Here is a 23,206-nt window from a genome sequence, read left to right on the forward strand (position 1 = left end):
TTCAACAAATGCAAGACCTTTCAATAATAATCCTAACCTATAATGAGGAAAAACACATTGCACGAAGCATTGACAATGCAAAACGTATAGCCAAGCAGGTGTATGTCGTAGATAGCTACTCAGCCGATAAAACTTGCGACCTAGCGCGTGAACATGGTGCAATAGTACTCCAAAACAAGTATGTGAATCAGGCGCAGCAATTTATTTGGGCGATGGAGAATTGTCCAATTAAAACAGAATGGACCATGCGCTTGGATGCCGACGAATACCTTACTGATGAATTGATAGCAGAGTTAGAGGAAAGGCTGCCTTCACTGCCTGCTAATGTTACAGGCTGCAAGATGCCTCGCAATGTGATGTTATTGGGGCGCGAACTAAAACATGGGAAGTTGCGTACAATTCGCTTGATGCGCTTATGGCGTACGGGAAAGGCGATGATGGAACAGCGATGGATGGATGAGCAAATTTATGTCACCGAAGGTGACACAGTGGATATGAAGCATTTATTTATTGATGAAAATCTAAACGGACTCACTGAATGGACTCAAAAGCACAACAACTATGCCAACCGCGAGATTGTAGCAGCTTATGAAAGCTATTGGAATGATACTGTTTCGGGAGGAAATGGATTAGAGAATCGAAACCAAGAGAAAGGAAAATATTATAAGCTACCCAAATTCTTGCGTGCGTTCATCTATTTTTTTGTCCGCTACATCTGCTTTGGTGGTTTTCTCGATGGTAAGCCCGGCTTTATCTGGGCTACGCTGCAGGCATATTGGTACCGGTATCTTATAGATGCAAAGATTGAGGAGATGGAATATTATATAGGAAAGAACCCTACACCGCAAGAGATGCGGACATATTTTAAAGAACGATTCAATATCAACGTTGATTAAATGAGCAAGAAAGTCTTAATCCACAGTCTTATCTTCAGCCCCGACGGTGTTTCCACTGCATATCTCTATAACGATATTGCGCTTAGATTTCAAAAAGAAGGTTACGAGGTGGTAGTGCTTTCCACAACGCCACACTTTAATGTGGTGAAGGAGCAGCTGGCGAAGCAACCACTAAAGTGGAAAATCCCCGGAATATATAAAGAAAGCAACTTCCATGGCATAAAGGTGATACATGTACCACAGAAGAAGTTCAAGAGCACCGCGTTACGTATCCTGGGTTTTGTATATTGGCACATCATTTCGTTTATCCTTGGTTTGTGTGTACGCAATGTGAGTGTAATAGTATCACCCTCACCACCACTTAGTATAGGAATGCTCAATCTCATCCTCGGTAAGCTAAAAGGCTGCAAGGTTATATATAATGTGCAGGAGATTTACCCCGATATTCTAAAGAAAAAAACAGGACCGATAATTGCTTGTTTAAAGAAAGTCGAACGTTGTATTTACAACAAATCTGCTGCTATCACTACTATTGATGATGTTTTTTACAACACGATTGTAGATCGCTTTAAAGATCCGGGTAAGTTACATGTTATCCCCAATTTTGTAGATACTGACCTCTATAATCCAATTAATGTCGAACCTCTTGACGAAAAAATATTCCCCAAGACCAATTCCTTGAAGTTGCTTTATGCCGGGAATATAGGACATGCGCAAGACTGGCGTCCGCTGGTGGCGTTGGTAGAAAAAACAAAAGAACTGAATGTTGAGTACTTTGTGATAGGTATGGGGGTGCAGCGACCCTATTTGGAAGAACAGAAAGCAGGGAAGGGATTGGACAAGTTGCATATGCTTGATTATCAACCTCGCCATCTGATGCCAAGTATATTGGCATACAGCGATGTACAGTTCATCTTTATGGCCCCCGAGATGGAGATGATGGGATTTCCGTCTAAGGTTTATACTATTATGGCGTGTGAGAGACCGCTGCTTATATGCTCCGGTGACAAAACTCCTATCGTAAACTTCACCAAAGGTCATAACTGCGCAAAGCTCATTACCGAGAAAAATTTCGATAAGAAGGTAGATGAAATGGCACAGTGGCTGGCATCGGTATCCCGTGAAGAACTTCAGAAGATGGGGCGCAACGGATACGATGTGATACAGCGCTATTACACTAAAGAAAAGGTTACAAAACAATATGTTGATTTGGTGAATAAAATAATATGAAGATACTTATAACCGGAATCCACGGCTTTGTAGGAAGTAATCTTGTAAAAGTCATGGGACAGAATAATGAAATTTACGGTCTTGACATTGTTGCTCCTGAAAAGGAGGGTGTAGTTAAAACCTTTTCTTGGAACGACCTTGATGAAGATAAAGTTCCACAAGTAGATGCAATTATTCACCTTGCCGGTAAGGCGCATGATTTGAAAAAAAAATCGGGGCCGGAGGTCTATTTTAAGATTAATACTGGGCTGACGCAGAAAATTTACGACTGGTTCCTTAAATCATCAGCCAGAAAGTTCATCTTTTTTTCGTCAGTAAAAGCCGCTGCCGATTTTGTTCCAGGTGATATTCTTACTGAGGATATTGTTCCCAATCCTGTGGGGCCTTATGGTAAGTCCAAGATTAAGGCCGAAGAGTATATCTTAACTCATCCCGCAACCGGTAAACAAGTTTATATCCTGCGTCCCTGTATGATACACGGTCCCGGTAACAAAGGAAATCTAAATTTGCTTTATGGCGTGGTAAAAAGGGGGATACCTTGGCCACTGGGTACATTTGAGAACCGTCGTTGCTTTACTTCTATTGGTAATCTTTGCTTTGCCATCGAAGGGTTGCTCACCAAAGATGTCGCTTCGGGAATTTACAATATGGGAGATGATGAGTCTTTGTCAACCAATGAGCTTATTGCAGTCATTTGCAATGCGCTGGGTAAGAAAACACACATCTGGCATCTACCTAAGGGGCTGATGAATGGTATGGCGAAGGTGGGAGATGTGCTGCACCTGCCGCTGAACTCGGAGCGTTTGACAAAACTTACCGAAAACTATGTGGTAAGTAATGCTAAAATTAAAAAAGCATTGGGTATAGATAAAATGCCCATTCGTGCCGAGGAGGGACTCGCACAAACCATTAAATCATTTGCAAATATAAAATAAGCATGGTCACATATCTGTTGATAGCAGTGTTACTGCTTGTCCTTGAATTGGTCTATTTTAAGATTGCCGATAAGTTCAATATAATAGACAAACCCAATTTGCGTTCATCTCACAGTTCTATTGTGCTGCGTGGCGGAGGTATTATTTTCTTGTTTGGGGCCTGGCTTTATGCTGCTTTTTATGGTTTCACATGCCCTTGGTTCTTGCTGGGGCTCACTATGCTGGGTGGCATTAGCTTTGCCGATGACATCCATTCGGTACCCAACAAGTTTCGTTTGGTTGTGCAGTTCACCGCTATGATACTTATGTTTTATCAATGGGGGATTCTGCTGCCCGAATATTGGTGGATAGTTATCGTTGCGCTCATAGTATGTACCGGTATTATTAATGCATATAACTTCATGGACGGCATTAATGGTATTACCGGCGCTTATTCATTGGCAGTATTGATTCCATTGTTGCTCTTAAATATGCAGGAGAAATACACCGATAACAATTTCATTATTGTGATTTTGCTGAGTGTGTTGGTGTTCTGTCTTTTCAACTTCCGCACTAAGGCAAAATGTTTTGCCGGTGATGTAGGTAGTGTCTCCATCGCATTTATTCTGCTCTATTTCCTGGGATCTTATATTATAAAGAGCGAGAACTACTGGGCTATTCTGCTGTTGATGGTATATGGTGTGGATAGTGTGCTTACTATCTGCCACCGCATCATGCTACACGAGAATATTGGTCAACCCCATCGCAAGCATGCTTATCAACTGATGGCTAATGAGCTGCATATTAAGCATGTGATAGTGTCCACCATTTACATGGCTTTGCAGTTGGTAATTTCTTTGGGTGCCATCTATCTGCCGGTAAACAAGTATCTGTATCTCGTAGTGGTATTGGTATTGCTGTGTGTAGCCTATATATTGTTCAAAAAGAAGTATTATCATTTGCACGAAGAGTATCTGCGTGCTAAAGCTGACGAAAAGAAAGATGGAAATTAATGACAAATTGCTTGATGAATTATTGTCTCAGGCCGAAACTAATGAGAGACGCCGTGTCAATCTTGATTTGCGTAACGGCGATGGAGACACTTCACAACGTATGCTCAATGCCTTGCAACCGGGAACGCTTGTTCCTATTCATCGCCACACAACAACTAGTGAAACCGTAATTTTGCTTAGAGGCCATGTCACCGAACTTTTTTATAATGAAAAAGGAGTTGAATGTGGGCGCTATGAATTGAATATGGGAAAAGGTATTTACGGTGTTCAGGTTCCTGTCGGGATGTGGCACACGCTTGCCGTACATGAACCTTCCGTTATCATAGAGATGAAAGATGGCGCTTATGTACCTATTACCATGGATGACATTTGGCAATACGAATAAATCCAAACTTATTATTGGGAAAATTATAGTATGAGGCGAATGTTTAATAAAAAAGAATGGCTGACAGAATTTTATTGTCAGCCATTCTTTTTTATTTGCTTATACTTGCGAATACTCTTTTGTACAGCTAAAACACGGACACCCTTTCATCGGATTCAAATCACGATGCCCCACAATCAACGCTTTCGGAAACTGTCTCCTTAACTCACGCAATAAAGCGAGCAGTGTTCCTCGTTGTGCCAATGTACGAGTATCCTTCGGCTTTCCCTCCGCATCCAATCCACCCTCATAGCAAACACCTATCGAGTGAGCATTATGATTCCGGCAATGTGCCCCGACCTTCTCAATAGAACGTCCCCTGTGGATTTCCCCATCCCGTGTGATATAAAAATGGTAACCGATGTCACGGAAGCCACGGTGATGGATGTGATCCAGGCGACAGGCTTCCGCCGAAAGGGATTTCCCTTCCGGCGTGGCACTGCAATGAATGATAATCAGTGTAATAGTCCTCATCAGCCTACATACAACTTTGTACACCGAGCAACCCGCCAATGGCGGTAGCTACAGTAATGATGACTTTGAGAACGAAGCTCCATACAGAGCGGGGAGATTTGGGAGATTGTGACGATGAATTGCTCATAAAACTACATTTTTAGTGATAAGATAATAAGAATTTAAAAGTAAGTCCTTCCTTAAATGAAGGACTTACGCATAGATAGAGGCGGGGGATTAAGCTGCCGGGTCAGGAGTCTCTCCGCCATCATCCGGGTTCGGGTCAGGCGTATTGCCCGAATCGGAACCACCGCCACCGGAAGTGGTAGGCTTCTGATACTCCGCCTGCTGTCTTAGTTGGCTGTCGAGCCTCAGGTTGGTCGTTGACAGATTGCCGGTGGCACGTGCCTTGAGCTTCATACCGGTGATATTCTTCTCCAGCGAGAATTCTTCCAACGTTTCAGCAGCCTTGCTGCGGATACCTACACCGAAAATGGCAAGGTCGTCAATTTTCACGCATTTGCCGTCGAGCAGCAACTCCTTGATGCAGTCTACCATATCGGTGAGCACACCCTTGATGACACCGCCGGAATACGGTGAATTGTGCTTCGACATATGTTCGGCAAGCTTGGCCAAATCATACGTCTCATCGCTTACCGCACGGGCGAACCACTTTCCCGCATTCAAGCCTTTCTGTTGCTGGTTCTGATAAATTTTGTAACGAATCATAAAACAATAAATTAATGGGTTATACATGGTGTCTCCGGGATTCTTTCCCCTTTTGACGATACAAATATACAACCCCGGAATACCGGAAAATCGGTTATGTACCGTTATGCTCATACCTTGTCGGTTATATGCAATTAGAGTCGGTTATTCAAAGGAAAATCGTTGGGTATGTGGATATATTTTGTTACTTTTGTGACAGTAAATCAGAAACTTATCCATCATGAAAGAATTCAGAATACGTGCGTATGGACGCATGGAGCTGGCACAACTCTATTCTCCCGAACTTACCGATATTGCCGCTTACCGGAAAATGAAAAAATGGATCGCACGCTGTCCCGGACTTTTACAACGCTTGTATGATTTGGGCTATCAACCGGAGCGGCGCTCTTTCACACCGTTGGAAGTGAGGGTGATTGTGGATGCGTTGGGCGAGCCTTAGAAGGGCTGTATCTTACAAGTGCTAAGGCTGCGTTTTACGAGTGCTAAAGCGACGCTTTAGAGGACGTAAAGCTAAGCTTTAGCACTCGTAAAGCGCAGCTTTGATACAGACAAATCACTGCGTTGTTCGAGTCACTGCGTTGTTAATAACGGGCAGGTACAGAAGGTACACTTTTCCAGGCCTTCCTTACACACACACACATGCGCATACACATGCGAGCATACATACGCACACACACATACGCACGTATTCACGCGCGCGTATAAGTCCCTTTGCCATCTATATTAATAAAAACCCCGTTTTGGGTCAGTCGTTTCAGCCAGGTGAGTGCGGTGTTTTCCTTGATTTCCATGTCGGCAGCCTGCTGGCGTACTTGTGCACGGGTAAATGTTGTTCCCAGTTTGTTGAAGAAGAAATCCTGGTCGGCGTTCATCCGGTGGCTGATTTTCGTAGTAGGAAGGAAAGACAGGATATGCGTGGCATGGCAGTAGAGAGGCTTCGCAAGTTGAAGCACAGCTTTAAAGTCATCGGGAGTAATGATTACATCCCAGCGGGTGATGATGCCGTCGTTGATGTTGTCGGCAGGAATCGCCTTGTCCGGAGTCAGATAGGGGTTGGGAGATGTTTTGAACTGGTAGGGGTGAGGACTTTCGAGTGCACGCAGTACGGCTACTTCCGCCATGATACGGCATATGTTGACACCCAGGCGGGCTACGAAACTGTACATCTCGTTGCCGTTGGCTATGCTCGAACGGGAGAACAGGTCGGAAAAGAGGGTGTCGAATTCCTGTTTCTGTTCCTTCGTGAGCCGGAGTGTGTGGAGTCCGTGGGCTTTCAATTCATCCAGTTTCTGTTTCCATTCCAGGCCTATGGAAATAAAGACTTCTTCCAGATTTGTCTCATCCTCGGAAAACTGGCTTACCCATCTCCAGATACCGGGCATGTAGTAGAACAACTGGCGGGAGAAAAGCCCGTTTTCTGCTGATGGGATGAGGGCTTTTACTTGTCCTGGTGTCCCTGAAATCAGGACGGAAAGATAGCTCTTTTTTACTTCCCGGTATTCCCGGTCGGTGCGGCGGTTGTAAGACAGGCGGTCATGGTCGAAGGCTTTGCGGAGGGTGTCGCTCCAGTGACCGTAATCCGAACCTATGGCGGTGGACAGGGTGTCTGCTTCGGCTTCAAAGATAAGTCCTGTTCCGTTGGCGTCCATGATGTTTTGCAGAATGCCCGTGCCGGTATTGTTGCCCGAGATGAGGAACATTCTGTCGGCGGGCATTTGCGGGGCTTCCATAGTAGCCCGTTCTTTGCCCATCGCGTCGTAGGCGGCTTTCTCTTTTTTATAAACTTTCATTTCTGCCGCAACTTCTGCACGGAGCTGGTCGTGGATGGGTTCTACGAGTTGCCGGATGTGCGCAAGGGCATGCTTGCCGGAAGCGGAAGGGGCAATGAAGAAGCTTTGCATGCAGGGGGACTGGAATTCACCACCATAAGGGCATCGTACGTATCGTTCCATACTCGAACCCAAAGTTGTCAATGTTCCCAGTAATAGGGCGTCGTGCTGTACTGCGGTGCTTCCGTAGCTCATGATACGTTGCAGGAGTTCCGGCCAGTCGGCTTCGGGGAAAGTGGGCAACGGGTGTTTCGGTTCGCTGCCAGGCAGCAATTCTTCTTCTCCTTCTTCGTACATTTCGTCATTTCTCGCCTTATTATACGCGCACGTGTGTGTGAAAAAAATGTGCGGTGTACCTGCTGTACCTCTTGTACCTGCCGGGCTGTTCATAACTTCGTCTTTGCGGATGGTGACTCCTGCGGTTTCGGCGAGGTGGAACACTGTGCCTAGATGTATGTCGCCATGTTTCGTGGTGAGTGCGTTGGAGAATACCCTGTCGGCTTGTTCACGTTGATATTTGGCGGACATGCGGCAGAGACGGTGAAAATAGTCGCGCCCGGCTTCGCCGCAATCTGTGGCGATGGCAAATGCCAGTTGTACGTACTCGATGTAAGTCGGGGCGATATCCGCTCCTGCCGCTTCGACTGTCTCGGTGAGGTGGCGTAGTGATTCAATGTCGTTCATTTTTCTTGGATTGGGAATTATAGATTATATCAGATGTTTCTGAACAAAGCTTCGGGGTCGTGGCTGAGGAAACAGGCTCTTACCAGGTCTTTTCCCGAACCGTCCACGCCTTTGGCAGTTGTCCGGGCAGCGATGTCCGTTGCCGTGGTGTAGGCCATTTCGACATATTGCATGGCTCTGTGGATGCTTTCTGTGACATTCTGTATCTCGTCTGCCGGAAATGGCGTGCCGCTCGGGACGAATGCTTTCACGCCCCGACCGCTCGGACTGATATAGGCAAGCACGGGGCAGAGGAAGGGATCGTCGAACAGGGTGCGGCGCATTCCGGCGGCTTCTTCGTAGGAGTCGAGATGGTCTACATCTATCACTATCAGCCGTGAGGGAGATACGAAACACTTGCTGGCGCGGCGGGTGAATGTGCCGCAGGGAGTCACGTAGGGCAGGAGTGTGGTTTTTGCCGTTCGTATATCCGGGGCGTTGTGTACCTGTTCGGTCAGGAGCCTGAGGTCTTCGTTGCAGGTAATCATCTGGAAAACCTGTTCTACGGAGACTTCGCAGAAGGGGAGAAGGGTGGCGGGAGTGACGATACGTCCTCGTTCGTCTCTGACAGGCGCGATGGGTGGCATGAAATAGGACATTCTGTAATTGTTTGACATATTGTTTTGCTGTAATAAGTTTAAATTTTTACCTTTGCGGAAAAATACAAATGTGCTTCAAAACACGGCGTAAAATTAGCAAAGACAAAATAAACATCATCCCGACATACGGGATGAAAGTTGAAATAATTAATTGTTATGGTGTATTTTTAACAATAAATAAGTATGAAGAAAGAAAAAGCATGTTATGAAAATTTGGGCGCTTGCATTTCGGAGTTGCAAGACCGTTTGGACTTGAAGAATCCTGAAGTGTATAAGGCAATAAACATCGGCCATTCTACCTATAATAATGTAAAAAAGGGATGGATGGCAGATTGAGTCATTACGTAGAAGTTGTCGATTTCTTTTTTGACTCCTTTAGTGAGGAGGAAATCGAGGCGTATTGGGATAAATGGAAGTTGCTGTATCTGGAGCACAGGAAGAGAAGAGAGGAGGAGCGGGGAGAACAGTGAAAAAACAGATAAAATAAACGAGTTGCAGGCGGGAAACTTTTTCCCGCCTGCTTTTTTCTGAACGGATATTTTTTGTAGCTTTGTGAAAAATATGATTGATATGGAAGATTTGCAAAGATTATACCCTATTGGGATACAGACATTTTCGAAGATACGTGAGGATAATTTTCTTTATATTGATAAGACGGAATATGTGTACCGACTGACACATTCGGCTTCCAGCTATTTGTTTTTGAGCCGTCCGCGACGTTTCGGTAAATCTTTGCTTACCAGTACCTTTCATTGTTATTTCGAGGGGCGGAAAGAGTTGTTTGAAGGACTGGCCATGGAGACATTGGAGAAGGAATGGATACAGCATCCGGTATTACACTTCGACATGAGTACTGCCAAACATGTAGACAAGGAACAACTGAACGCGGAACTGGAATTGAAACTCATGGCTTATGAGGAGATTTATGGACGTGTAGAAGAAGAACTGTATGTCAATCAGCGTTTGGAGGGGCTTATTAAACGTGCTTACAAACAGACCGGCAAGAAAGTGGTGGTCTTGATAGACGAATATGATGCCCCTTTGCTTGATGTGGTTCATGAAGAGAAGAACCTGCCGCTGTTACGTAACGTGATGCGTAATTTTTATAGTCCGTTGAAGGCGTGTGACCCTTATTTGCGCTTTGTCTTTCTCACGGGGATAACTAAGTTTTCGCAACTCAGCGTGTTCAGTGAACTTAATAATATTACCAATGTGAGTATGTTGCCTGATTATGCTGCCATTTGTGGTATCACAGGTGAGGAACTTCGCACTCAGATGCTTCCGGATGTAGAACGTCTGGCTGTCCGCCTGGGGATTACTGCTGAGGAGATGTTGGATAAATTAAAGGAAAATTATGACGGTTATCATTTCGCGTGGCCGTCACCGGATGTCTTCAATCCTTTCAGTCTGCTTAAGGCGATGGCTTTGGGGGAGATTGGCTCTTATTGGTTTGAGAGCGGTACACCCACTTATATTATAGAGATGCTGCGCAAATATGCTGTATTGCCGTCAGAGATTGGTGGGGAGGAGGCATCGCCCAGTGATTTTAACGTGCCTTTGGAGCTGGCTACCAATTATATGCCGTTGCTTTATCAGGCAGGCTATCTTACGATAAAGGGGGCAGATTTGGAATTTGACGCTTACATGCTTGATATTCCTAATAAGGAGGTACGAGTCGGTCTGATGAAGAGCCTGATACCATCTTATGTGATGAGCGACACGCACGAGGTGAACAGTGTGGTGCGTAATTTGGCGCGTAACATTGTGAGGGGAGATATGGAAGGCGCTTTGAAGTTGCTTCAGACTTTCCTTGCCACTGTGCCTTATTGCGATAACACAGATTATGAGGGTCATTATCAACAGATGCTTTATGTGATATTCTCATTACTGGGTATTTATACGGATGTGGAGGTGCATACGCATAAAGGACGGGTGGACATGGTGCTTCGTACCAGGACTACTCTCTATCTGGTAGAATTGAAGTTGAACCAAAGCGCGGAAGCTGCCATGAAGCAAATTGACTTGCAGCAATATTCCGACCGTTTTGCTCTTTGCGGGCTTCCGGTGGTGAAGGTTGCGATAAATTTCAGTGCGGAGACCCGGACGATTGCAGATTGGGAGATTGTTTTATAATAAGTTTGGAAGATTTTTTTAAGGTATTATGGTGACAGGAAACGAATATATATTTCCAAATATAGATGACGCATTGGCTTATGTGTTGGATAATGAACAAAGAGCGTTGGCGGCAGATACAAAAAGGCAGACTGCTCCAATTATGATAAGACCACCTTTTCAGACGTCAAATGTGACAAAAAGGCAGATAACAGTGGATAATTTAGATTTTCCTTTAAGCGGATATTTTAACAGTGCGCCATCAGATAGTTTTATTATGTCTCGGTTGGCATCAGGTAGATATGCTTTGAAGCCCAATCTTCGTGAAAGAAAATATTTGTTCCGTGGTGAAACGGAATTTCATTCTCCGTGCAGTCCTAATTTATTTCGCAACGTGAAACAAAAGCGATACATCGGAGAGTTGGCTACCGGTCAGGAAATGATGCTTCTGATGTTATCACATCCTTTGGTGCAGTTGCTGGATCTTGGTGTTGAGCTAAATGGTCGGCTATTCCGCTTTGAAATGAATTTGTTTGGTTTGACTCAACATTATTATAATAGAACTTCATTATTAGATTTGACTAGCAAACCACAAGTGGCGTCATTCTTCGCAACAACTTGTTATGATTGGAAAACTGATAGCTATTGTCCCATTCTGGATGAAAATCATGCACCGGGTGTCCTCTATTATTATTCGTTGGATATTGCAAGTGATTTTAAAATGAATTCACTTTCTACGATAGGATTGCAGGTCTTTCCACGCAGTGGCAGGCAGTGTGGCTTTCTCTATGATGTACAAAAAGGACAAGACTTTAATCTTCTCTCAAAATTGCAGATGGTGCGATTTAAACATGATTCTGTAATTGCCAAACGTATATTTGATGAATTTCATGGTGGTGTGGACCTTTTCCCTGATGATATTTTGATGAATCATTGGAAGGCTTTCAATCGTGATAGAATGGTGCTGTCTGATAGAACTGTTTTGGCTAATCAGATAATGAATCCTAATTCTTCAGTAGAAGAGCTAACTCATGAATTGGAAGATTTAGGATATGAAATTCAAGATTATATACCAGCTTTTACACAAGATGAATTAGATAAACATTATGATGCGGTTAAAAAAGGACTCTGGGATGAATTTTGCTCAAAGTTGTACATTCCAGGTGATGATGGCTCTATGATGGCTGCATTAAAGTCTCTTCCTAACGATTATCGCTATCAATGGGCTTTTGAAGCTGGTGTCTCACATTCTATAGATTACAATCAGGGATTTGTACTAAAAAGGTTTGCTAATTGTTTGAGATAGGAAAGTGTTTACCTGTTCGAAAGAATTTTATTCATATTGTATATGTTGTGAGTGCATATGTGTGAGATTAAGAAGTGATAAAAGTTACTATTGATTTGGTTATGGCTGTTGTGCATTAGGAGACTAGAAGAATGAGATAAGATGATAAGTCTTTCAAATAGTAGCCATATCTTTTCCGTGTGCGATAACGAAAACACAAAAAATAACATTTTATTATGTATAAAAAATAAGAGAGAATGCTTCGTAGTTCACAAATAATGATTAAATTTGCCGCGATTTGTAATGTTGAGTTTGCAAAATGACGAATAATACTATAAAGCATCTGGGTATTGTGGAAAACATACAGGATTCTCATCTGTCGGTGAGGATTGTTCAGACATCGGCTTGCGCGGCTTGTAGCGCAAAGGGGCACTGTTCCTCGGCGGATAGTAAGGACAAAATCATAGATATAATCGATACTGCGGCTTCTTCCTATCAGGTGGGAGAGAGAGTGATGGTAGTCGGCGAAACGTCGATGGGCATGATGGCAGTGGTATTGGCATTCATAATTCCTTTCGTACTTCTGATTTTTTCATTGTTTCTTTTTGTGGCTCTGATAGGGAATGAATTGTATGCGGCACTTCTTTCTCTGGCTATTCTTATTCCTTATTATTTTATTTTGTGGCTTAACAAAACACGACTCAAACAAAAATTTTCATTTACTATAAAACCAATAAATAACTAAGAACATTATGAATTTGATTCTGATTGCAGTGATTTCATTGGGAGCGATAGCGCTCGTGCTGGCCGCTATTCTATATCTTGCTTCCAAGAAATTTGCCGTGTATGAAGACCCGCGGATTGCCCAGGTAGGAGAAGTTTTGCCCCAGGCTAATTGTGGTGGATGTGGCTACCCCGGTTGTAGTGGATTTGCCGACGCTTGTGTCAAAGCCGGATCACTGGATGGCAAGTTCTGCCCCGTAGGCGGACAACCTGTCATGGCACAAATTGCTGATATTCTCGGACTGGCAGCAGGCGAAGCTGAACCGATGGTAGCAGTAGTGAGATGTAACGGAACATGCGCCAACCGTCCGCGTACCAACCTGTACGACGGTGCGAAGAGTTGCGCTATCGCCGCTTCACTGTATGGTGGGGAAACCGGTTGCAGCTACGGCTGTCTGGGTTGTGGCGACTGTGTGGCTGTCTGCCAGTTCGACGCTATCCACATGAACCCCGAAACAGGGCTTCCCGAAGTGGACGAAGCAAAATGTACGGCTTGTGGCGCTTGTGTAAAGGCTTGTCCGAAGGCGATCATCGAGATCCGCCCGCAGGGTAAGAAGTCACGCCGTGTGTACATCTCTTGTGTGAATAAAGACAAGGGTGCTGTGGCACGCAAGGCTTGTACTGTTAGTTGCATCGGCTGTGGTAAGTGTGTGAAGACTTGTCCGTTCGAAGCTATCACGCTGGAGAACAACTTGGCTTACATTGATCCGAACAAGTGTAAATCTTGCCGCAAGTGTGTGGAAGTTTGTCCGCAGAACACGATCATCGAGCTGAATTTCCCGCCGCGCAAACCGAAGGCGGAAGACGCTGCGGCTGCTCCGAAACCTGCCGCTCCGAAATCCGTTGCTCCGGCTCCTGCTGTAAAGGTGGTGGAAGAAGCTGCGAAGGTGGCTGAACCTGCAAAGAAAGATGTAACAGAATAATAACAGAATAAAATACAGAATTGTATGTTAAAGACATTTTCAATTGGTGGAGTTCATCCACACGAAAATAAATTGTCGGCACATCAACCTATTATCACGGCGGAAGTTCCTGCAAAGGCCGTTATTTTGCTGGGGCAGCACATCGGTGCGCCTGCAAAACCGATTGTTGCGAAAGGTGATGTGATAAAGGTGGGCACTAAGATTGCCGAACCTGCCGGCTTTGTTTCGGCAGCAATTCACTCTTCAGTCAGTGGCAAAGTGGCGAAGATTGATACGATAGTCGATGCCAGCGGTTATGCGAAACCTGCCATATTCATTGATGTGGAAGGTGACGAATGGGAAGAAACAATCGACCGCAGCACGACGCTGGTGAAGGAATGTGAACTTCCGGCGGAAGAAATCGTGAAGAAGATTGCCGATGCGGGAATCGTCGGTTTGGGCGGCGCTTGTTTCCCTACGCAGGTGAAACTTTGTCCTCCTCCTTCTTTCAAGGCTGAATGTGTGATTATCAATGCGGTAGAGTGCGAACCCTATCTGACAGCCGACCATCAGCTCATGCTGGAACATGCGGAAGAAATCATGGTAGGTGTCTCTATCCTGATGAAAGCCGTGAAAGTAAACAAGGCATTTATCGGAATCGAAAATAATAAGCCCGATGCTATCGAGTTGATGACAAAGGTAGCTTCCAGTTATGCAGGAATCGAGGTTGTGCCTTTGAAGGTGCAATATCCGCAAGGAGGTGAAAAACAACTGATTGACGCGATTACCAAACGCCAGGTGGCCAGCGGCGCACTGCCTATCTCTACGGGAGCGGTGGTACAGAACGTAGGTACAGCGTTTGCTGTATATCAGGCTGTTCAGAAGAATAAACCGTTATTTGAACGTGTGATTACCGTGACGGGAAAATCGGTTGCGAAACCTTCCAACTTCATGGCTCGTATCGGTACGCCGATGAAACAGTTGATCGACGCTTGCGGCGGTCTGCCGGAAGATACGGGAAAAGTAATCGGTGGCGGCCCGATGATGGGCAAGGCGCTGGTGAATATCGAAGTTCCCACTGCGAAGGGCAGTTCCGGTATCCTGATTATGAATCAGAAGGAAGCCAAGCGTGGCGAGGCAGAGACCTGTATCCGTTGCGCGAAGTGCGTGAGCGCCTGTCCGATGGGACTGGAGCCGTACTTACTCGGAGCTTTGTCCGAAAACGGGGATTTTGAATCAATGGAAAAAGAAAGAATCATGGATTGCATCGAGTGTGGCTCCTGCCAGTTCACTTGTCCCGCCAATCGTCCGTTGCTCGACTACTGTCGTCTGGGCAAAGGCAAGGTGGGAGCTATGATTCGCGCACGTCAAGCTAAAAAATAACGAATATGGAAAATAAATTAATCGTATCACTATCACCCCACGTTCATGGCGGAGACAGCGTGAAGAAGAATATGTACGGCGTGCTGATCGCACTGGTTCCGGCTTTTCTGGTGTCTCTCTATTTCTTCGGCCTGGGTGCTCTGATTGTTACAGCTACTTCCGTTGCGGCTTGTTTGTTCTTCGAATGGGCGATCGGAAAATATTTGATGAAGAAACCGACCACGACTATCTGCGATGGCTCTGCCGTTATCACAGGTGTGTTGCTGGCATTTAACTTACCTTCCAATCTGCCCATCTGGATTATCATCCTCGGCGCACTGTTTGCTATCGGTGTAGGCAAGATGTCTTTCGGCGGACTGGGTTGCAACCCTTTCAACCCTGCGTTGGCAGGACGTGTGTTCCTGTTGCTCTCTTTCCCGGTGCAGATGACAAGTTGGCCGGTAGTCGGTCAGTTGACCGCTTACACGGACGCCACCACCGGAGCTACTCCGCTGGCATTGATGAAACAGGCTATTTATGGCGATACTTCTGCATTGAGCCAGATTCCGGACGCTTTGAACCTGCTGATCGGACAAAACGGCGGATGTATCGGTGAAGTCAGTGCGTTGGCACTGCTGATCGGGTTGGTTTATATGTTGTGGAAGAAGATTATCACGTGGCATATTCCCGTTTCTATCCTGGTGACTGTATTCGTATTTGCGGGTATCATGCACTTGGCAGATCCTGAGAAATATGTTTCTCCGGTATTGCAGTTACTCACCGGCGGTCTGATGCTGGGCGCTGTCTTTATGGCAACCGACTACGTGACTTCTCCGATGAGCAAGAAAGGAATGTTGATTTATGGTGTTTGTATCGGTCTGCTGACGGTCATTATCCGTCTGTTCGGCGCCTATCCCGAAGGTATGTCATTCGCCATCCTGATTATGAATGCGTTCACTCCGCTGATTAACACCTATTGTAAACCTAAACGCTTTGGGGAGGTAGCGAAGAAGAAATGAAAAAGTTACAATCATCTTTAAAGAATATGTTGCTGGTGCTTACGGGCGTGACTGCTGTCTCCGTAGCGTTGCTGGCTTATGTGAACGAACTGACCAAAGGCCCTATCGCTGAAGCGAACGCAAAGACGCTGAACGAGGCGCTGAAGAAGGTTCTTCCTGAATTTACCAATAATCCGGTAGCGGAAAGCGATACGATCTTCAGCGAGAAAGACGGAAAGAAAAACGTGGACTTTATTGTTTATCCGGCAAAGAACGGTGAAGAATTGGTAGGTACGGCTGTTGAAGCCAAATCTATGGGATTCGGCGGAGAACTGAAAGTACTGGTAGGCTTCAATGCCGAAGGTAAAATCTATAATTACTCCCTGCTGGCTCACACGGAAACTCCGGGACTGGGTTCGAAAGCTGACAAATGGTTCGGCGCTTATGATCCCACGAAAGGCGAACAGGGCGTGACGCATGAAGAAAGTACGAAATCTATTCTGGGCATGAATCCGGGTGAAGCTCCGTTGACGGTCAGCAAAGACGGTGGCTCGATAGATGCTATCACAGCGTCTACTATCAGCTCACGCGCATTCCTGAATGCTGTGAATGCAGCTTATCAGGCATACAAAGCAGAGGGTGGGGAAGTGAACGGCGTTACCGGTGCTTCTCAAAAGGCTGCCGGTGAAAATGCGGATGCGGATGCGGCTACGGGAGCTACTATTAAAGTTGAACTTACTGATTCTATCAGTGCTAATTAAGAAAGGAGACAGGTATGAATAACTTTAAAGTAATGATGAACGGGATTGTCAAAGAAAATCCTATTTTTGTGCTCCTGCTTGGTATGTGTCCTACATTGGGTACGACTTCATCGGCTATCAATGGTATGGGTATGGGACTTGCCACGATGTTCGTGTTGATTTGCTCGAACGTGGTAATCTCTTCCATCAAGAATCTGATACCGGATATGGTGCGTATTCCTTCATTTATTGTGGTGATTGCGTCTTTCGTGACATTGCTTCAGATGATAATGCAGGCTTATGTGCCGGATTTGTATGCTACGCTCGGTCTTTTCATTCCGTTGATTGTAGTAAACTGTATTGTGTTGGGACGTGCCGAAGCGTTCGCTGCGAAAAATAATCCGATTGCTTCCATGTTTGACGGTATCGGTATGGGGCTTGGTTTTACCATCGCCCTGACTTTGCTGGGTGCTGTCCGCGAATTCCTGGGAACAGGTAAGATTTTCGACCTGACAATCATGCCTGAAGAATACGGAATGTTGGTATTTGTACTGGCTCCGGGCGCTTTCATCGCTTTGGGATACCTCATTGCAATAATTAATAAATTGAGAACTGAAAATTGAGAATTGAGAAATAATAGATATGAACCATATTCTTAATTTCATTTTCACATTCTCTGATTTTTTAATTTTTAATTCTCAATTTTCAATTTAACAACTATGGAATATATATTGATTTTTATTTCGGCAATCTTTGTAAACAACATCGTGTTGTCGCAGTTCCTGGGTATCTGTCCGTTCCTCGGCGTATCCAAGAAAGTGGAAACTGCGATGGGTATGAGTGCTGCGGTTGCTTTCGTGCTGACCATCGCTACCATCGTTACCTTCCTGATTCAGAAGTTTGTCCTCGATGTTTTCGGTTTGGGATACTTGCAGACGATTACTTTCATTCTGGTCATTGCCGGACTGGTGCAGATGGTGGAAATCATCCTGAAGAAAGTCTCTCCGGCCCTTTATCAGGCATTGGGTGTGTTCCTGCCGCTGATTACGACCAACTGTTGTATTCTTGGTGTGGCTATCCTGGTGATTCAGAAAGACTTTGATCTGCTGACAGGTGTTGTGTATGCATTCTCTACGGCTTTGGGCTTCGGCCTGGCATTGGTACTCTTTGCCGGACTGCGTGAGCAGATGAGCCTGGTGAAAGTCCCGAAAGGGATGCAAGGCACTCCGATTGCCCTGATTACCGCCGGTCTGCTTGCCATGGCATTCATGGGATTCTCAGGTGTGGTGTAAGACTTACAGTTGATAATTAAATATGGAATTGGAAACTCCGATGTATGGCGACATACAGGCTGCGGGTTTCCAATTCTTTTTTTGTACCTGAGTGATGTTTTTTTAATACCCGAATACCATCGAATCGTACCAAAACGGTCTTTTGATAAATAATTTCGTGACAATTTATTGCAAATCCATTTTATTTCCATAAATTTGTAGCTCAAACGACAAAAAGCCGAGAAACTAACCATTTATAAAGAATATGAAAGAAAGAATTTTAGTAACGGGCGGAACAGGATATATAGGTTCGCACACCGTAGTAGAACTACAAAACAGTGGATATGAAGTAATCATTATCGATAATTTATCAAACTCAAGTGCTGACGTTGTTGACAATATAGAGAAGGTATCCGGCATTCGCCCGGTTTTCGAGAAATTGGATTGTCTCGATTTGGAAGGTCTGGATGCTGTGTTTACTAAATATAAAGGAATTAAGGCAATTATTCACTTTGCAGCGAGCAAAGCAGTAGGAGAATCAGTAGAGAAACCGTTGCTTTATTATCGCAACAATCTCGTTTCTTTAATCAACCTCCTCGAGTTAATGCCTAAACATGGAGTGGAAGGTATCGTGTTCTCTTCTTCTTGTACAGTATACGGTCAGCCGGATGAGCTGCCGGTGACAGAAAAGGCCCCGATTAAGAAAGCGGAATCGCCTTATGGAAATACCAAACAAATTAATGAAGAGATTATTCGTGATACAGTAGCTTCCGGAGCTCCGATCAATGCTATCATGCTGCGTTATTTCAATCCGATTGGCGCGCATCCTACCGCATTGCTGGGTGAACTGCCGAATGGTGTTCCTCAAAACCTGATTCCTTATCTCACTCAGACTGCTATGGGTATCCGTGAGAAACTTAGTGTGTTTGGTGATGATTATGATACGCCTGACGGCTCTTGTATCCGTGACTTTATCAACGTTGTTGACTTGGCTAAAGCACACGTAATCGCTATCCGCCGTATCTTGGAAAAGACACAGAAAGAAAAAGTAGAAGTATTCAATATCGGTACGGGACGTGGTGTTTCCGTTTTGGAATTAATCAATGGCTTTGAAAAAGCTACCGGTGTGAAATTGAATTACCAGATAGTCGGACGCCGTGCAGGTGATATCGAAAAGGTTTGGGCAAACCCTGATTTCGCTAATAATGAGCTGGGTTGGAAAGCCGTAGAAACTTTGGAAGATACTTTACGTTCTGCATGGAACTGGCAACTGAAACTCCGTGAGAGAGGCATTCAGTAAAAGAGATAAATGTTTTAAATAACATAAAAGTTTAAACAAACCGTGCATGCGGTTTGTTTAATAGATGCTAATCAACCTGAAGCTATTTATGAGTATGTGAATATACGTAAGTAGTACTTATGCCTCTCCGGTATAGACAGGTAGATTGCATAGTAGTTTTGTCGTGTTTTATTTTGTGTTTGTGTTGTGACGGTACTACGACGTGAGTCGTGGTACCGTTTTTTAATTATATATCGTTTATCTCAGGTTATTGATCATTTTGTTTTGAAAAAGAATAGAATGTTTTGTATTTCAAAATTAAATAGCTACATTTGCATAAACAAAAGCGCATGAGAATAATAGCCAAAAGTCAAATAGTAAATTACTATACAGATAATCCGAACGCTGAAATAGCCCTTGAGGATTGGTATCAGAAAACAAAGAAGGCGGAATGGACATGTTTTGCTGATATGAAAAAAACATTCAATAGTGTTGATAATGTAGGCAATCAGCATTATGTATTCAATATCAGAGGTAACAATTATCGGTTAGTGGTTGTTATTAAGTTTACTATAAAAACAGTATTGATTCGCTTTATTGGCACTCATGCTGATTATGATAAGTTAGATGTTAAAAATGTATAGTTATGGCAAAGATTCAAAATGAAGCAGCTTATAAGGTTGCGATGGAAAGAATAGAAGAACTTCTTCCATTGGTGAATGACAATACTCCTTTGACAGATAGAAATCTTATAGAATTGGATTTATTGTCAGACCTTGTAGAGGAGTATGAAGATGAGCACTATCCTATTAAGGCACCATCCTTGGTGGATGTCATGAAATTGCGAATGTACGAGATGGGAATAAACCAAGCTAAGTTATCAGAACTACTTGGAGTAAGCCCCTCTCGCATTAGTGACTACCTCACAGGAAGATGTGAGCCGACATTGAAAGTAGCTCGCGAAATGAGCCGAAAACTGAATATTGATGCTGATATAGTATTGGGAGTATAATTATAACTTTCCTTTAAAACAGAAAGTATTGGGCTCCCAGGTGATTTCCGGCAACGTGGCATTCGGTGCGAACAGTCCGAAGACGGAAGAGCCGGAACCGCTCATGGATGCGTAGATTGCTCCCTGATTATAGAGTTCTTGTTTGATTTCTCCGATGACGGGGTGTTGCGGGAATACGCTTGCTTCGAAGTCGTTGATTAATGCCTCTTTCCATTCGTGAACCGGACGCTTAATTACTTCTTTAACCGGGTATTCGGGGTGGTGAGGGCGGATATTAGAAAAGGCTTCCCGGGTGGAAATAAAGACATCGGGTTTGACAATCATTATTTGGTAACCGCTTAATGAAAGTTCGATTGGCGAGAAGATATTGCCGATTCCTTCGGCAAAAATCGGTTTGTTCTTAATGAAGAAGGCGCAGTCCGCTCCTAAGGTGGCGGCGTATATTTCCAGTTGTTCTTCGGATAAGTTCAGGCGGAAATGTCCGTTGAGCAGTTTCAGCATAAAGGCGGCATCTGAGGAGCCGCCACCCAATCCGGCTCCTGAAGGGATATGCTTATATAGATGAATCTCGACAGGAGGAAGGTGAAATTCCTTGTCCAGCAGTGAATAGGCTTTTGCGACCAGGTTGTCTTCCGGGTTGCCGGCTATCTCCATTCCATACTGGTGGAGGGTAATTTTCTTTTCTGCTTCGGGGAGGCTTGCTTCGGTGAGAGTACGGATTTCGAGAGCATCCTCAAGGGCTACCGGATAGAAAACTGTTTCCAAGTTGTGATAACCGTCCGGGCGTTTCTCCGTGATAGAGAGTCCCAGGTTTATTTTGATATTCGGGAAAGCGATCATATTTACTGTTTTACGATTTACAATTTACTGTTTACAGTGCTCCACATTACAATTAATCATAGTTGGATAATGTGAATCGGGAGCAAAGTTACTAAAATCTTCATTTTTCCTTATCCATTCTTCGTGATTATATTCTATCTTTGTCGTCCCGACTGGAAGAACTCTGTTATAAAGGAGTCTGTCCGGTCGTAAAATAGTAAATAGTAAATTGAAAAATAGTAAATATCTTCATGGCCGAACAGAGAAAAAATACCCGTAATACAAAGTCTACTAAAGTGCAACCGGTAAATGACTATGGTCGTATCCAGCCACAGGCACCCGAGTTGGAAGAAGCTGTGTTGGGAGCTTTAATGATTGAGAAGGATGCTTATTCACTGGTGAGTGAAATACTTCGTCCCGATTCTTTTTATGAACGCCGGCATCAGTTGATTTATACTGCTATTACCGATCTTGCCGTGAATCAGAAACCGGTGGATATTCTGACTGTGAAGGAGCAACTTAGCAAACGGGGAGATTTGGAAGAGGTCGGAGGACCGTTCTATATTACTCAGTTGAGTAGTAAGGTTGCTTCTTCGGCACATATTGAATACCATGCGCGCATCATTGCGCAGAAGGCGTTGGCACGTGAGTTGATTACATTTACAAGTAACATTCAGAGTAAGGCTTTTGACGAAACACTGGATGTGGACGACTTGATGCAGGAAGCGGAAGGCAAGCTTTTCGAGATTTCGCAGCAGAATATGAAGAAGGATTATACGCAGATCAATCCGGTGATTGACGAAGCTTATAAGCTGATTCAGAAAGCTGCGGCACGAACCGACGGTTTGAGTGGTCTTGAGAGTGGCTTTACGAAACTGGACAAGATGACTGCCGGTTGGCAAAATTCCGACCTTATTGTTATCGCTGCCCGTCCTGCCATGGGTAAGACTGCTTTCGTACTTTCTATGGCGAAGAATATTGCTGTCGATTATCGTAATCCGGTGGCGTTGTTCTCTCTTGAAATGAGTAACGTTCAGTTGGTGAACCGTTTGATTACGAATGTCTGCGAGATTCCGAGTGATAAGATTAAGAGTGGACAGTTGGCAAACTATGAATGGCAGCAGTTGGACTATAAGTTGAAGGATTTGCTGGATGCGCCGCTCTATGTGGATGATACTCCGTCCTTGTCGGTTTTTGAACTTCGTACGAAAGCGCGCCGTCTGGTACGCGAGCATGGGGTGAGAATCATTATTATTGACTACCTTCAGTTGATGAATGCAAGCGGTATGGCGTTCGGTAGCCGTCAGGAAGAGGTAAGTACCATTTCACGTTCACTGAAGGGACTGGCGAAGGAATTGAGTATTCCGATTATCGCACTGTCACAGTTGAATCGTGGTGTGGAAAGCCGTGAAGGTATCGACGGTAAGCGTCCGCAGTTGAGTGACCTCCGTGAATCGGGAGCCATCGAGCAGGATGCCGATATGGTGTGCTTTATTCACCGTCCGGAATATTACAAGATATTCCAGGATGACAGGGGAAATGACTTGCGCGGTATGGCGGAGATTGTGATAGCCAAGCACCGTAATGGTGCGGTAGGCGAGGTGCTGCTTCGATTCAAGGGTGAGTTTACCCGGTTCTCGAATCCGGAAGACGACATGGTTATCCCGATGCCGGGCGAGCCTGCCGGTGCTATGCTGGGTTCTAAAATGAATACAGGAGGAGCGGGTTCCGTTCCACCGCCGCCGGCACCTGACTTTGCTCCGCAGGCGGAGAATCCGTTTGCCGCACCGATAGGAGGGGATGGGCCATTGCCATTTTAGTTGAGAATTGAGA

Annotated in this window: 26 protein-coding genes; 20 read left to right on the forward strand and 6 right to left on the reverse strand. The window is 44.7% G+C overall.

Annotated elements, in window-relative coordinates:
- Window positions 1–8 precede the first annotated feature (8 nt).
- From HC965_RS07630 to HC965_RS07650, 5 genes are read left to right on the forward strand one after another with little or no spacing between them, the layout of a single operon-like run.
- Entirely contained in the window at window positions 9–896 is an 888-nt protein-coding gene (locus HC965_RS07630) for a glycosyltransferase family 2 protein (RefSeq protein ID WP_223854769.1), read from the forward strand.
- Window positions 897–2,126 (forward strand): glycosyltransferase family 4 protein, encoded by a 1,230-nt coding sequence (locus tag HC965_RS07635; protein ID WP_191030938.1) that lies wholly within the window; start codon window positions 897–899, stop codon window positions 2,124–2,126. It begins immediately after the preceding gene.
- Complete coding sequence (locus HC965_RS07640) at window positions 2,123–3,061, forward strand: NAD-dependent epimerase/dehydratase family protein (protein ID WP_191030939.1); 939 nt, start codon at window positions 2,123–2,125, stop codon at window positions 3,059–3,061. Before HC965_RS07635 ends, HC965_RS07640 begins: the two co-directional genes overlap by 4 nt.
- A 2-nt stretch (window positions 3,062–3,063) precedes the next feature.
- Window positions 3,064–4,053, forward strand: a complete 990-nt coding sequence (locus HC965_RS07645) for a glycosyltransferase family 4 protein (RefSeq protein ID WP_191030940.1) — start codon at window positions 3,064–3,066, stop codon at window positions 4,051–4,053.
- The gene (locus HC965_RS07650) at window positions 4,043–4,438 is read left to right on the forward strand and encodes a WbuC family cupin fold metalloprotein (protein WP_191031398.1); all 396 of its coding nucleotides are present in this window, start codon (window positions 4,043–4,045) and stop codon (window positions 4,436–4,438) included. The genes HC965_RS07645 and HC965_RS07650 overlap by 11 nt, the downstream gene beginning before the upstream one ends.
- Before the next feature lie 99 nt (window positions 4,439–4,537).
- On the opposite strand, the gene HC965_RS07655 is transcribed toward HC965_RS07650, so the two are convergent.
- The 3 genes from HC965_RS07655 to HC965_RS07665 all read right to left on the reverse strand — a co-directional run bounded on the left by HC965_RS07655 (window position 4,538) and on the right by HC965_RS07665 (window position 5,659).
- Window positions 4,538–4,951 (reverse strand): N-acetylmuramoyl-L-alanine amidase, encoded by a 414-nt coding sequence (locus tag HC965_RS07655; RefSeq protein ID WP_191030941.1) that lies wholly within the window; start codon window positions 4,949–4,951, stop codon window positions 4,538–4,540.
- 4 nt (window positions 4,952–4,955) lie between these two features.
- Entirely contained in the window at window positions 4,956–5,078 is a 123-nt protein-coding gene (locus HC965_RS07660; protein ID WP_191030942.1) for a smalltalk protein, read from the reverse strand.
- An 89-nt stretch (window positions 5,079–5,167) separates the two neighbouring features.
- Complete coding sequence (locus HC965_RS07665; RefSeq protein WP_191030943.1) at window positions 5,168–5,659, reverse strand: DNA-binding protein; 492 nt, start codon at window positions 5,657–5,659, stop codon at window positions 5,168–5,170.
- Window positions 5,660–5,879: 220 nt separating this feature from the next.
- On the opposite strand from HC965_RS07665, the gene HC965_RS07670 reads away from it, so the two are divergent.
- Complete coding sequence (locus tag HC965_RS07670; RefSeq protein WP_191030944.1) at window positions 5,880–6,098, forward strand: DUF4248 domain-containing protein; 219 nt, start codon at window positions 5,880–5,882, stop codon at window positions 6,096–6,098.
- A 250-nt stretch (window positions 6,099–6,348) separates the two neighbouring features.
- Here HC965_RS07670 and HC965_RS07675 read toward each other — a convergent pair whose 3' ends face one another.
- A complete protein-coding gene (locus tag HC965_RS07675; RefSeq protein WP_191030945.1) occupies window positions 6,349–8,172 on the reverse strand; it encodes a DUF3987 domain-containing protein in 1,824 nt (607 codons plus the stop codon).
- A 29-nt stretch (window positions 8,173–8,201) separates the two neighbouring features.
- Window positions 8,202–8,828, reverse strand: coding sequence for a BT4734/BF3469 family protein (locus HC965_RS07680; RefSeq protein ID WP_191030946.1), 627 nt, complete (start codon window positions 8,826–8,828; stop codon window positions 8,202–8,204).
- 165 nt (window positions 8,829–8,993) lie between these two features.
- Here HC965_RS07680 and HC965_RS07685 point away from each other — a divergent pair, with 165 nt between their 5' ends.
- From HC965_RS07685 to HC965_RS07745, 13 genes are all read left to right on the forward strand, one after another.
- On the forward strand, window positions 8,994–9,146 hold the full coding sequence (locus HC965_RS07685; RefSeq protein WP_191030947.1) for a hypothetical protein: 153 nt from the start codon (window positions 8,994–8,996) through the stop codon (window positions 9,144–9,146).
- Window positions 9,147–9,380: 234 nt separating this feature from the next.
- Complete coding sequence (locus HC965_RS07690; protein ID WP_191031399.1) at window positions 9,381–10,943, forward strand: ATP-binding protein; 1,563 nt, start codon at window positions 9,381–9,383, stop codon at window positions 10,941–10,943.
- Window positions 10,944–10,971: 28 nt separating this feature from the next.
- Window positions 10,972–12,228 (forward strand): FRG domain-containing protein, encoded by a 1,257-nt coding sequence (locus HC965_RS07695; protein ID WP_191030948.1) that lies wholly within the window; start codon window positions 10,972–10,974, stop codon window positions 12,226–12,228.
- Between the two features lie 298 nt (window positions 12,229–12,526).
- Window positions 12,527–12,952, forward strand: coding sequence for a SoxR reducing system RseC family protein (locus HC965_RS07700; protein ID WP_191030949.1), 426 nt, complete (start codon window positions 12,527–12,529; stop codon window positions 12,950–12,952).
- 7 nt (window positions 12,953–12,959) lie between these two features.
- A complete protein-coding gene (locus HC965_RS07705; protein WP_191030950.1) occupies window positions 12,960–13,913 on the forward strand; it encodes a Fe-S cluster domain-containing protein in 954 nt (317 codons plus the stop codon).
- A 24-nt stretch (window positions 13,914–13,937) separates the two neighbouring features.
- Complete coding sequence (gene rsxC / locus HC965_RS07710) at window positions 13,938–15,275, forward strand: electron transport complex subunit RsxC (RefSeq protein WP_191030951.1); 1,338 nt, start codon at window positions 13,938–13,940, stop codon at window positions 15,273–15,275.
- 5 nt (window positions 15,276–15,280) lie between these two features.
- Window positions 15,281–16,273 carry an RnfABCDGE type electron transport complex subunit D gene (locus HC965_RS07715; protein WP_191030952.1) on the forward strand — a complete coding sequence of 331 codons (993 nt, stop codon included), beginning with the start codon at window positions 15,281–15,283 and terminating at the stop codon, window positions 16,271–16,273.
- Window positions 16,270–17,013: an RnfABCDGE type electron transport complex subunit G gene (locus tag HC965_RS07720; protein ID WP_191030953.1), complete on the forward strand. Its 744-nt coding sequence runs from the start codon at window positions 16,270–16,272 to the stop codon at window positions 17,011–17,013. The genes HC965_RS07715 and HC965_RS07720 overlap by 4 nt, the downstream gene beginning before the upstream one ends.
- 14 nt (window positions 17,014–17,027) lie before the next feature.
- Window positions 17,028–17,615 carry an electron transport complex subunit RsxE gene (rsxE, locus tag HC965_RS07725; RefSeq protein WP_191030954.1) on the forward strand — a complete coding sequence of 196 codons (588 nt, stop codon included), beginning with the start codon at window positions 17,028–17,030 and terminating at the stop codon, window positions 17,613–17,615.
- A gap of 96 nt (window positions 17,616–17,711) precedes the next feature.
- The gene (gene rsxA / locus HC965_RS07730) at window positions 17,712–18,284 is read left to right on the forward strand and encodes an electron transport complex subunit RsxA (RefSeq protein WP_191030955.1); all 573 of its coding nucleotides are present in this window, start codon (window positions 17,712–17,714) and stop codon (window positions 18,282–18,284) included.
- 244 nt (window positions 18,285–18,528) lie between these two features.
- Complete coding sequence (galE, locus tag HC965_RS07735) at window positions 18,529–19,563, forward strand: UDP-glucose 4-epimerase GalE (RefSeq protein WP_191030956.1); 1,035 nt, start codon at window positions 18,529–18,531, stop codon at window positions 19,561–19,563.
- 329 nt (window positions 19,564–19,892) lie between these two features.
- Window positions 19,893–20,186: a type II toxin-antitoxin system HigB family toxin gene (locus HC965_RS07740; protein ID WP_191030957.1), complete on the forward strand. Its 294-nt coding sequence runs from the start codon at window positions 19,893–19,895 to the stop codon at window positions 20,184–20,186.
- 2 nt (window positions 20,187–20,188) lie between these two features.
- Complete coding sequence (locus tag HC965_RS07745; RefSeq protein ID WP_191030958.1) at window positions 20,189–20,554, forward strand: type II toxin-antitoxin system HigA family antitoxin; 366 nt, start codon at window positions 20,189–20,191, stop codon at window positions 20,552–20,554.
- Here HC965_RS07745 and ispE read toward each other — a convergent pair whose 3' ends face one another.
- A complete protein-coding gene (ispE, locus tag HC965_RS07750; protein ID WP_191030959.1) occupies window positions 20,555–21,394 on the reverse strand; it encodes a 4-(cytidine 5'-diphospho)-2-C-methyl-D-erythritol kinase in 840 nt (279 codons plus the stop codon).
- 230 nt (window positions 21,395–21,624) lie between these two features.
- Between ispE and dnaB the strand changes: the two genes are divergently transcribed.
- A complete protein-coding gene (dnaB, locus tag HC965_RS07755) occupies window positions 21,625–23,193 on the forward strand; it encodes a replicative DNA helicase (protein ID WP_191030960.1) in 1,569 nt (522 codons plus the stop codon).
- Window positions 23,194–23,206 lie beyond the last annotated feature (13 nt).

The organism is Bacteroides sp. GM023, from assembly GCF_014750685.1.
In the GTDB taxonomy this organism is placed as follows: Bacteria; Bacteroidota; Bacteroidia; order Bacteroidales; family Bacteroidaceae; genus Bacteroides.

Coding starts and splice junctions, on each gene's coding strand:
- HC965_RS07630 (WP_223854769.1), top strand. CDS start 9: ATGCAAGACCTTTCAATAATAATCCTAACCTATAATGAGGAAAAACAC.
- HC965_RS07635 (WP_191030938.1), top strand. CDS start 897: ATGAGCAAGAAAGTCTTAATCCACAGTCTTATCTTCAGCCCCGACGGT.
- HC965_RS07640 (WP_191030939.1), top strand. CDS start 2,123: ATGAAGATACTTATAACCGGAATCCACGGCTTTGTAGGAAGTAATCTT.
- HC965_RS07645 (WP_191030940.1), top strand. CDS start 3,064: ATGGTCACATATCTGTTGATAGCAGTGTTACTGCTTGTCCTTGAATTG.
- HC965_RS07650 (WP_191031398.1), top strand. CDS start 4,043: ATGGAAATTAATGACAAATTGCTTGATGAATTATTGTCTCAGGCCGAA.
- HC965_RS07655 (WP_191030941.1), bottom strand. CDS start 4,951: ATGAGGACTATTACACTGATTATCATTCATTGCAGTGCCACGCCGGAA.
- HC965_RS07660 (WP_191030942.1), bottom strand. CDS start 5,078: ATGAGCAATTCATCGTCACAATCTCCCAAATCTCCCCGCTCTGTATGG.
- HC965_RS07665 (WP_191030943.1), bottom strand. CDS start 5,659: ATGATTCGTTACAAAATTTATCAGAACCAGCAACAGAAAGGCTTGAAT.
- HC965_RS07670 (WP_191030944.1), top strand. CDS start 5,880: ATGAAAGAATTCAGAATACGTGCGTATGGACGCATGGAGCTGGCACAA.
- HC965_RS07675 (WP_191030945.1), bottom strand. CDS start 8,172: ATGAACGACATTGAATCACTACGCCACCTCACCGAGACAGTCGAAGCG.
- HC965_RS07680 (WP_191030946.1), bottom strand. CDS start 8,828: ATGTCAAACAATTACAGAATGTCCTATTTCATGCCACCCATCGCGCCT.
- HC965_RS07685 (WP_191030947.1), top strand. CDS start 8,994: ATGAAGAAAGAAAAAGCATGTTATGAAAATTTGGGCGCTTGCATTTCG.
- HC965_RS07690 (WP_191031399.1), top strand. CDS start 9,381: ATGGAAGATTTGCAAAGATTATACCCTATTGGGATACAGACATTTTCG.
- HC965_RS07695 (WP_191030948.1), top strand. CDS start 10,972: ATGGTGACAGGAAACGAATATATATTTCCAAATATAGATGACGCATTG.
- HC965_RS07700 (WP_191030949.1), top strand. CDS start 12,527: ATGACGAATAATACTATAAAGCATCTGGGTATTGTGGAAAACATACAG.
- HC965_RS07705 (WP_191030950.1), top strand. CDS start 12,960: ATGAATTTGATTCTGATTGCAGTGATTTCATTGGGAGCGATAGCGCTC.
- rsxC (WP_191030951.1), top strand. CDS start 13,938: ATGTTAAAGACATTTTCAATTGGTGGAGTTCATCCACACGAAAATAAA.
- HC965_RS07715 (WP_191030952.1), top strand. CDS start 15,281: ATGGAAAATAAATTAATCGTATCACTATCACCCCACGTTCATGGCGGA.
- HC965_RS07720 (WP_191030953.1), top strand. CDS start 16,270: ATGAAAAAGTTACAATCATCTTTAAAGAATATGTTGCTGGTGCTTACG.
- rsxE (WP_191030954.1), top strand. CDS start 17,028: ATGAATAACTTTAAAGTAATGATGAACGGGATTGTCAAAGAAAATCCT.
- rsxA (WP_191030955.1), top strand. CDS start 17,712: ATGGAATATATATTGATTTTTATTTCGGCAATCTTTGTAAACAACATC.
- galE (WP_191030956.1), top strand. CDS start 18,529: ATGAAAGAAAGAATTTTAGTAACGGGCGGAACAGGATATATAGGTTCG.
- HC965_RS07740 (WP_191030957.1), top strand. CDS start 19,893: ATGAGAATAATAGCCAAAAGTCAAATAGTAAATTACTATACAGATAAT.
- HC965_RS07745 (WP_191030958.1), top strand. CDS start 20,189: ATGGCAAAGATTCAAAATGAAGCAGCTTATAAGGTTGCGATGGAAAGA.
- ispE (WP_191030959.1), bottom strand. CDS start 21,394: ATGATCGCTTTCCCGAATATCAAAATAAACCTGGGACTCTCTATCACG.
- dnaB (WP_191030960.1), top strand. CDS start 21,625: ATGGCCGAACAGAGAAAAAATACCCGTAATACAAAGTCTACTAAAGTG.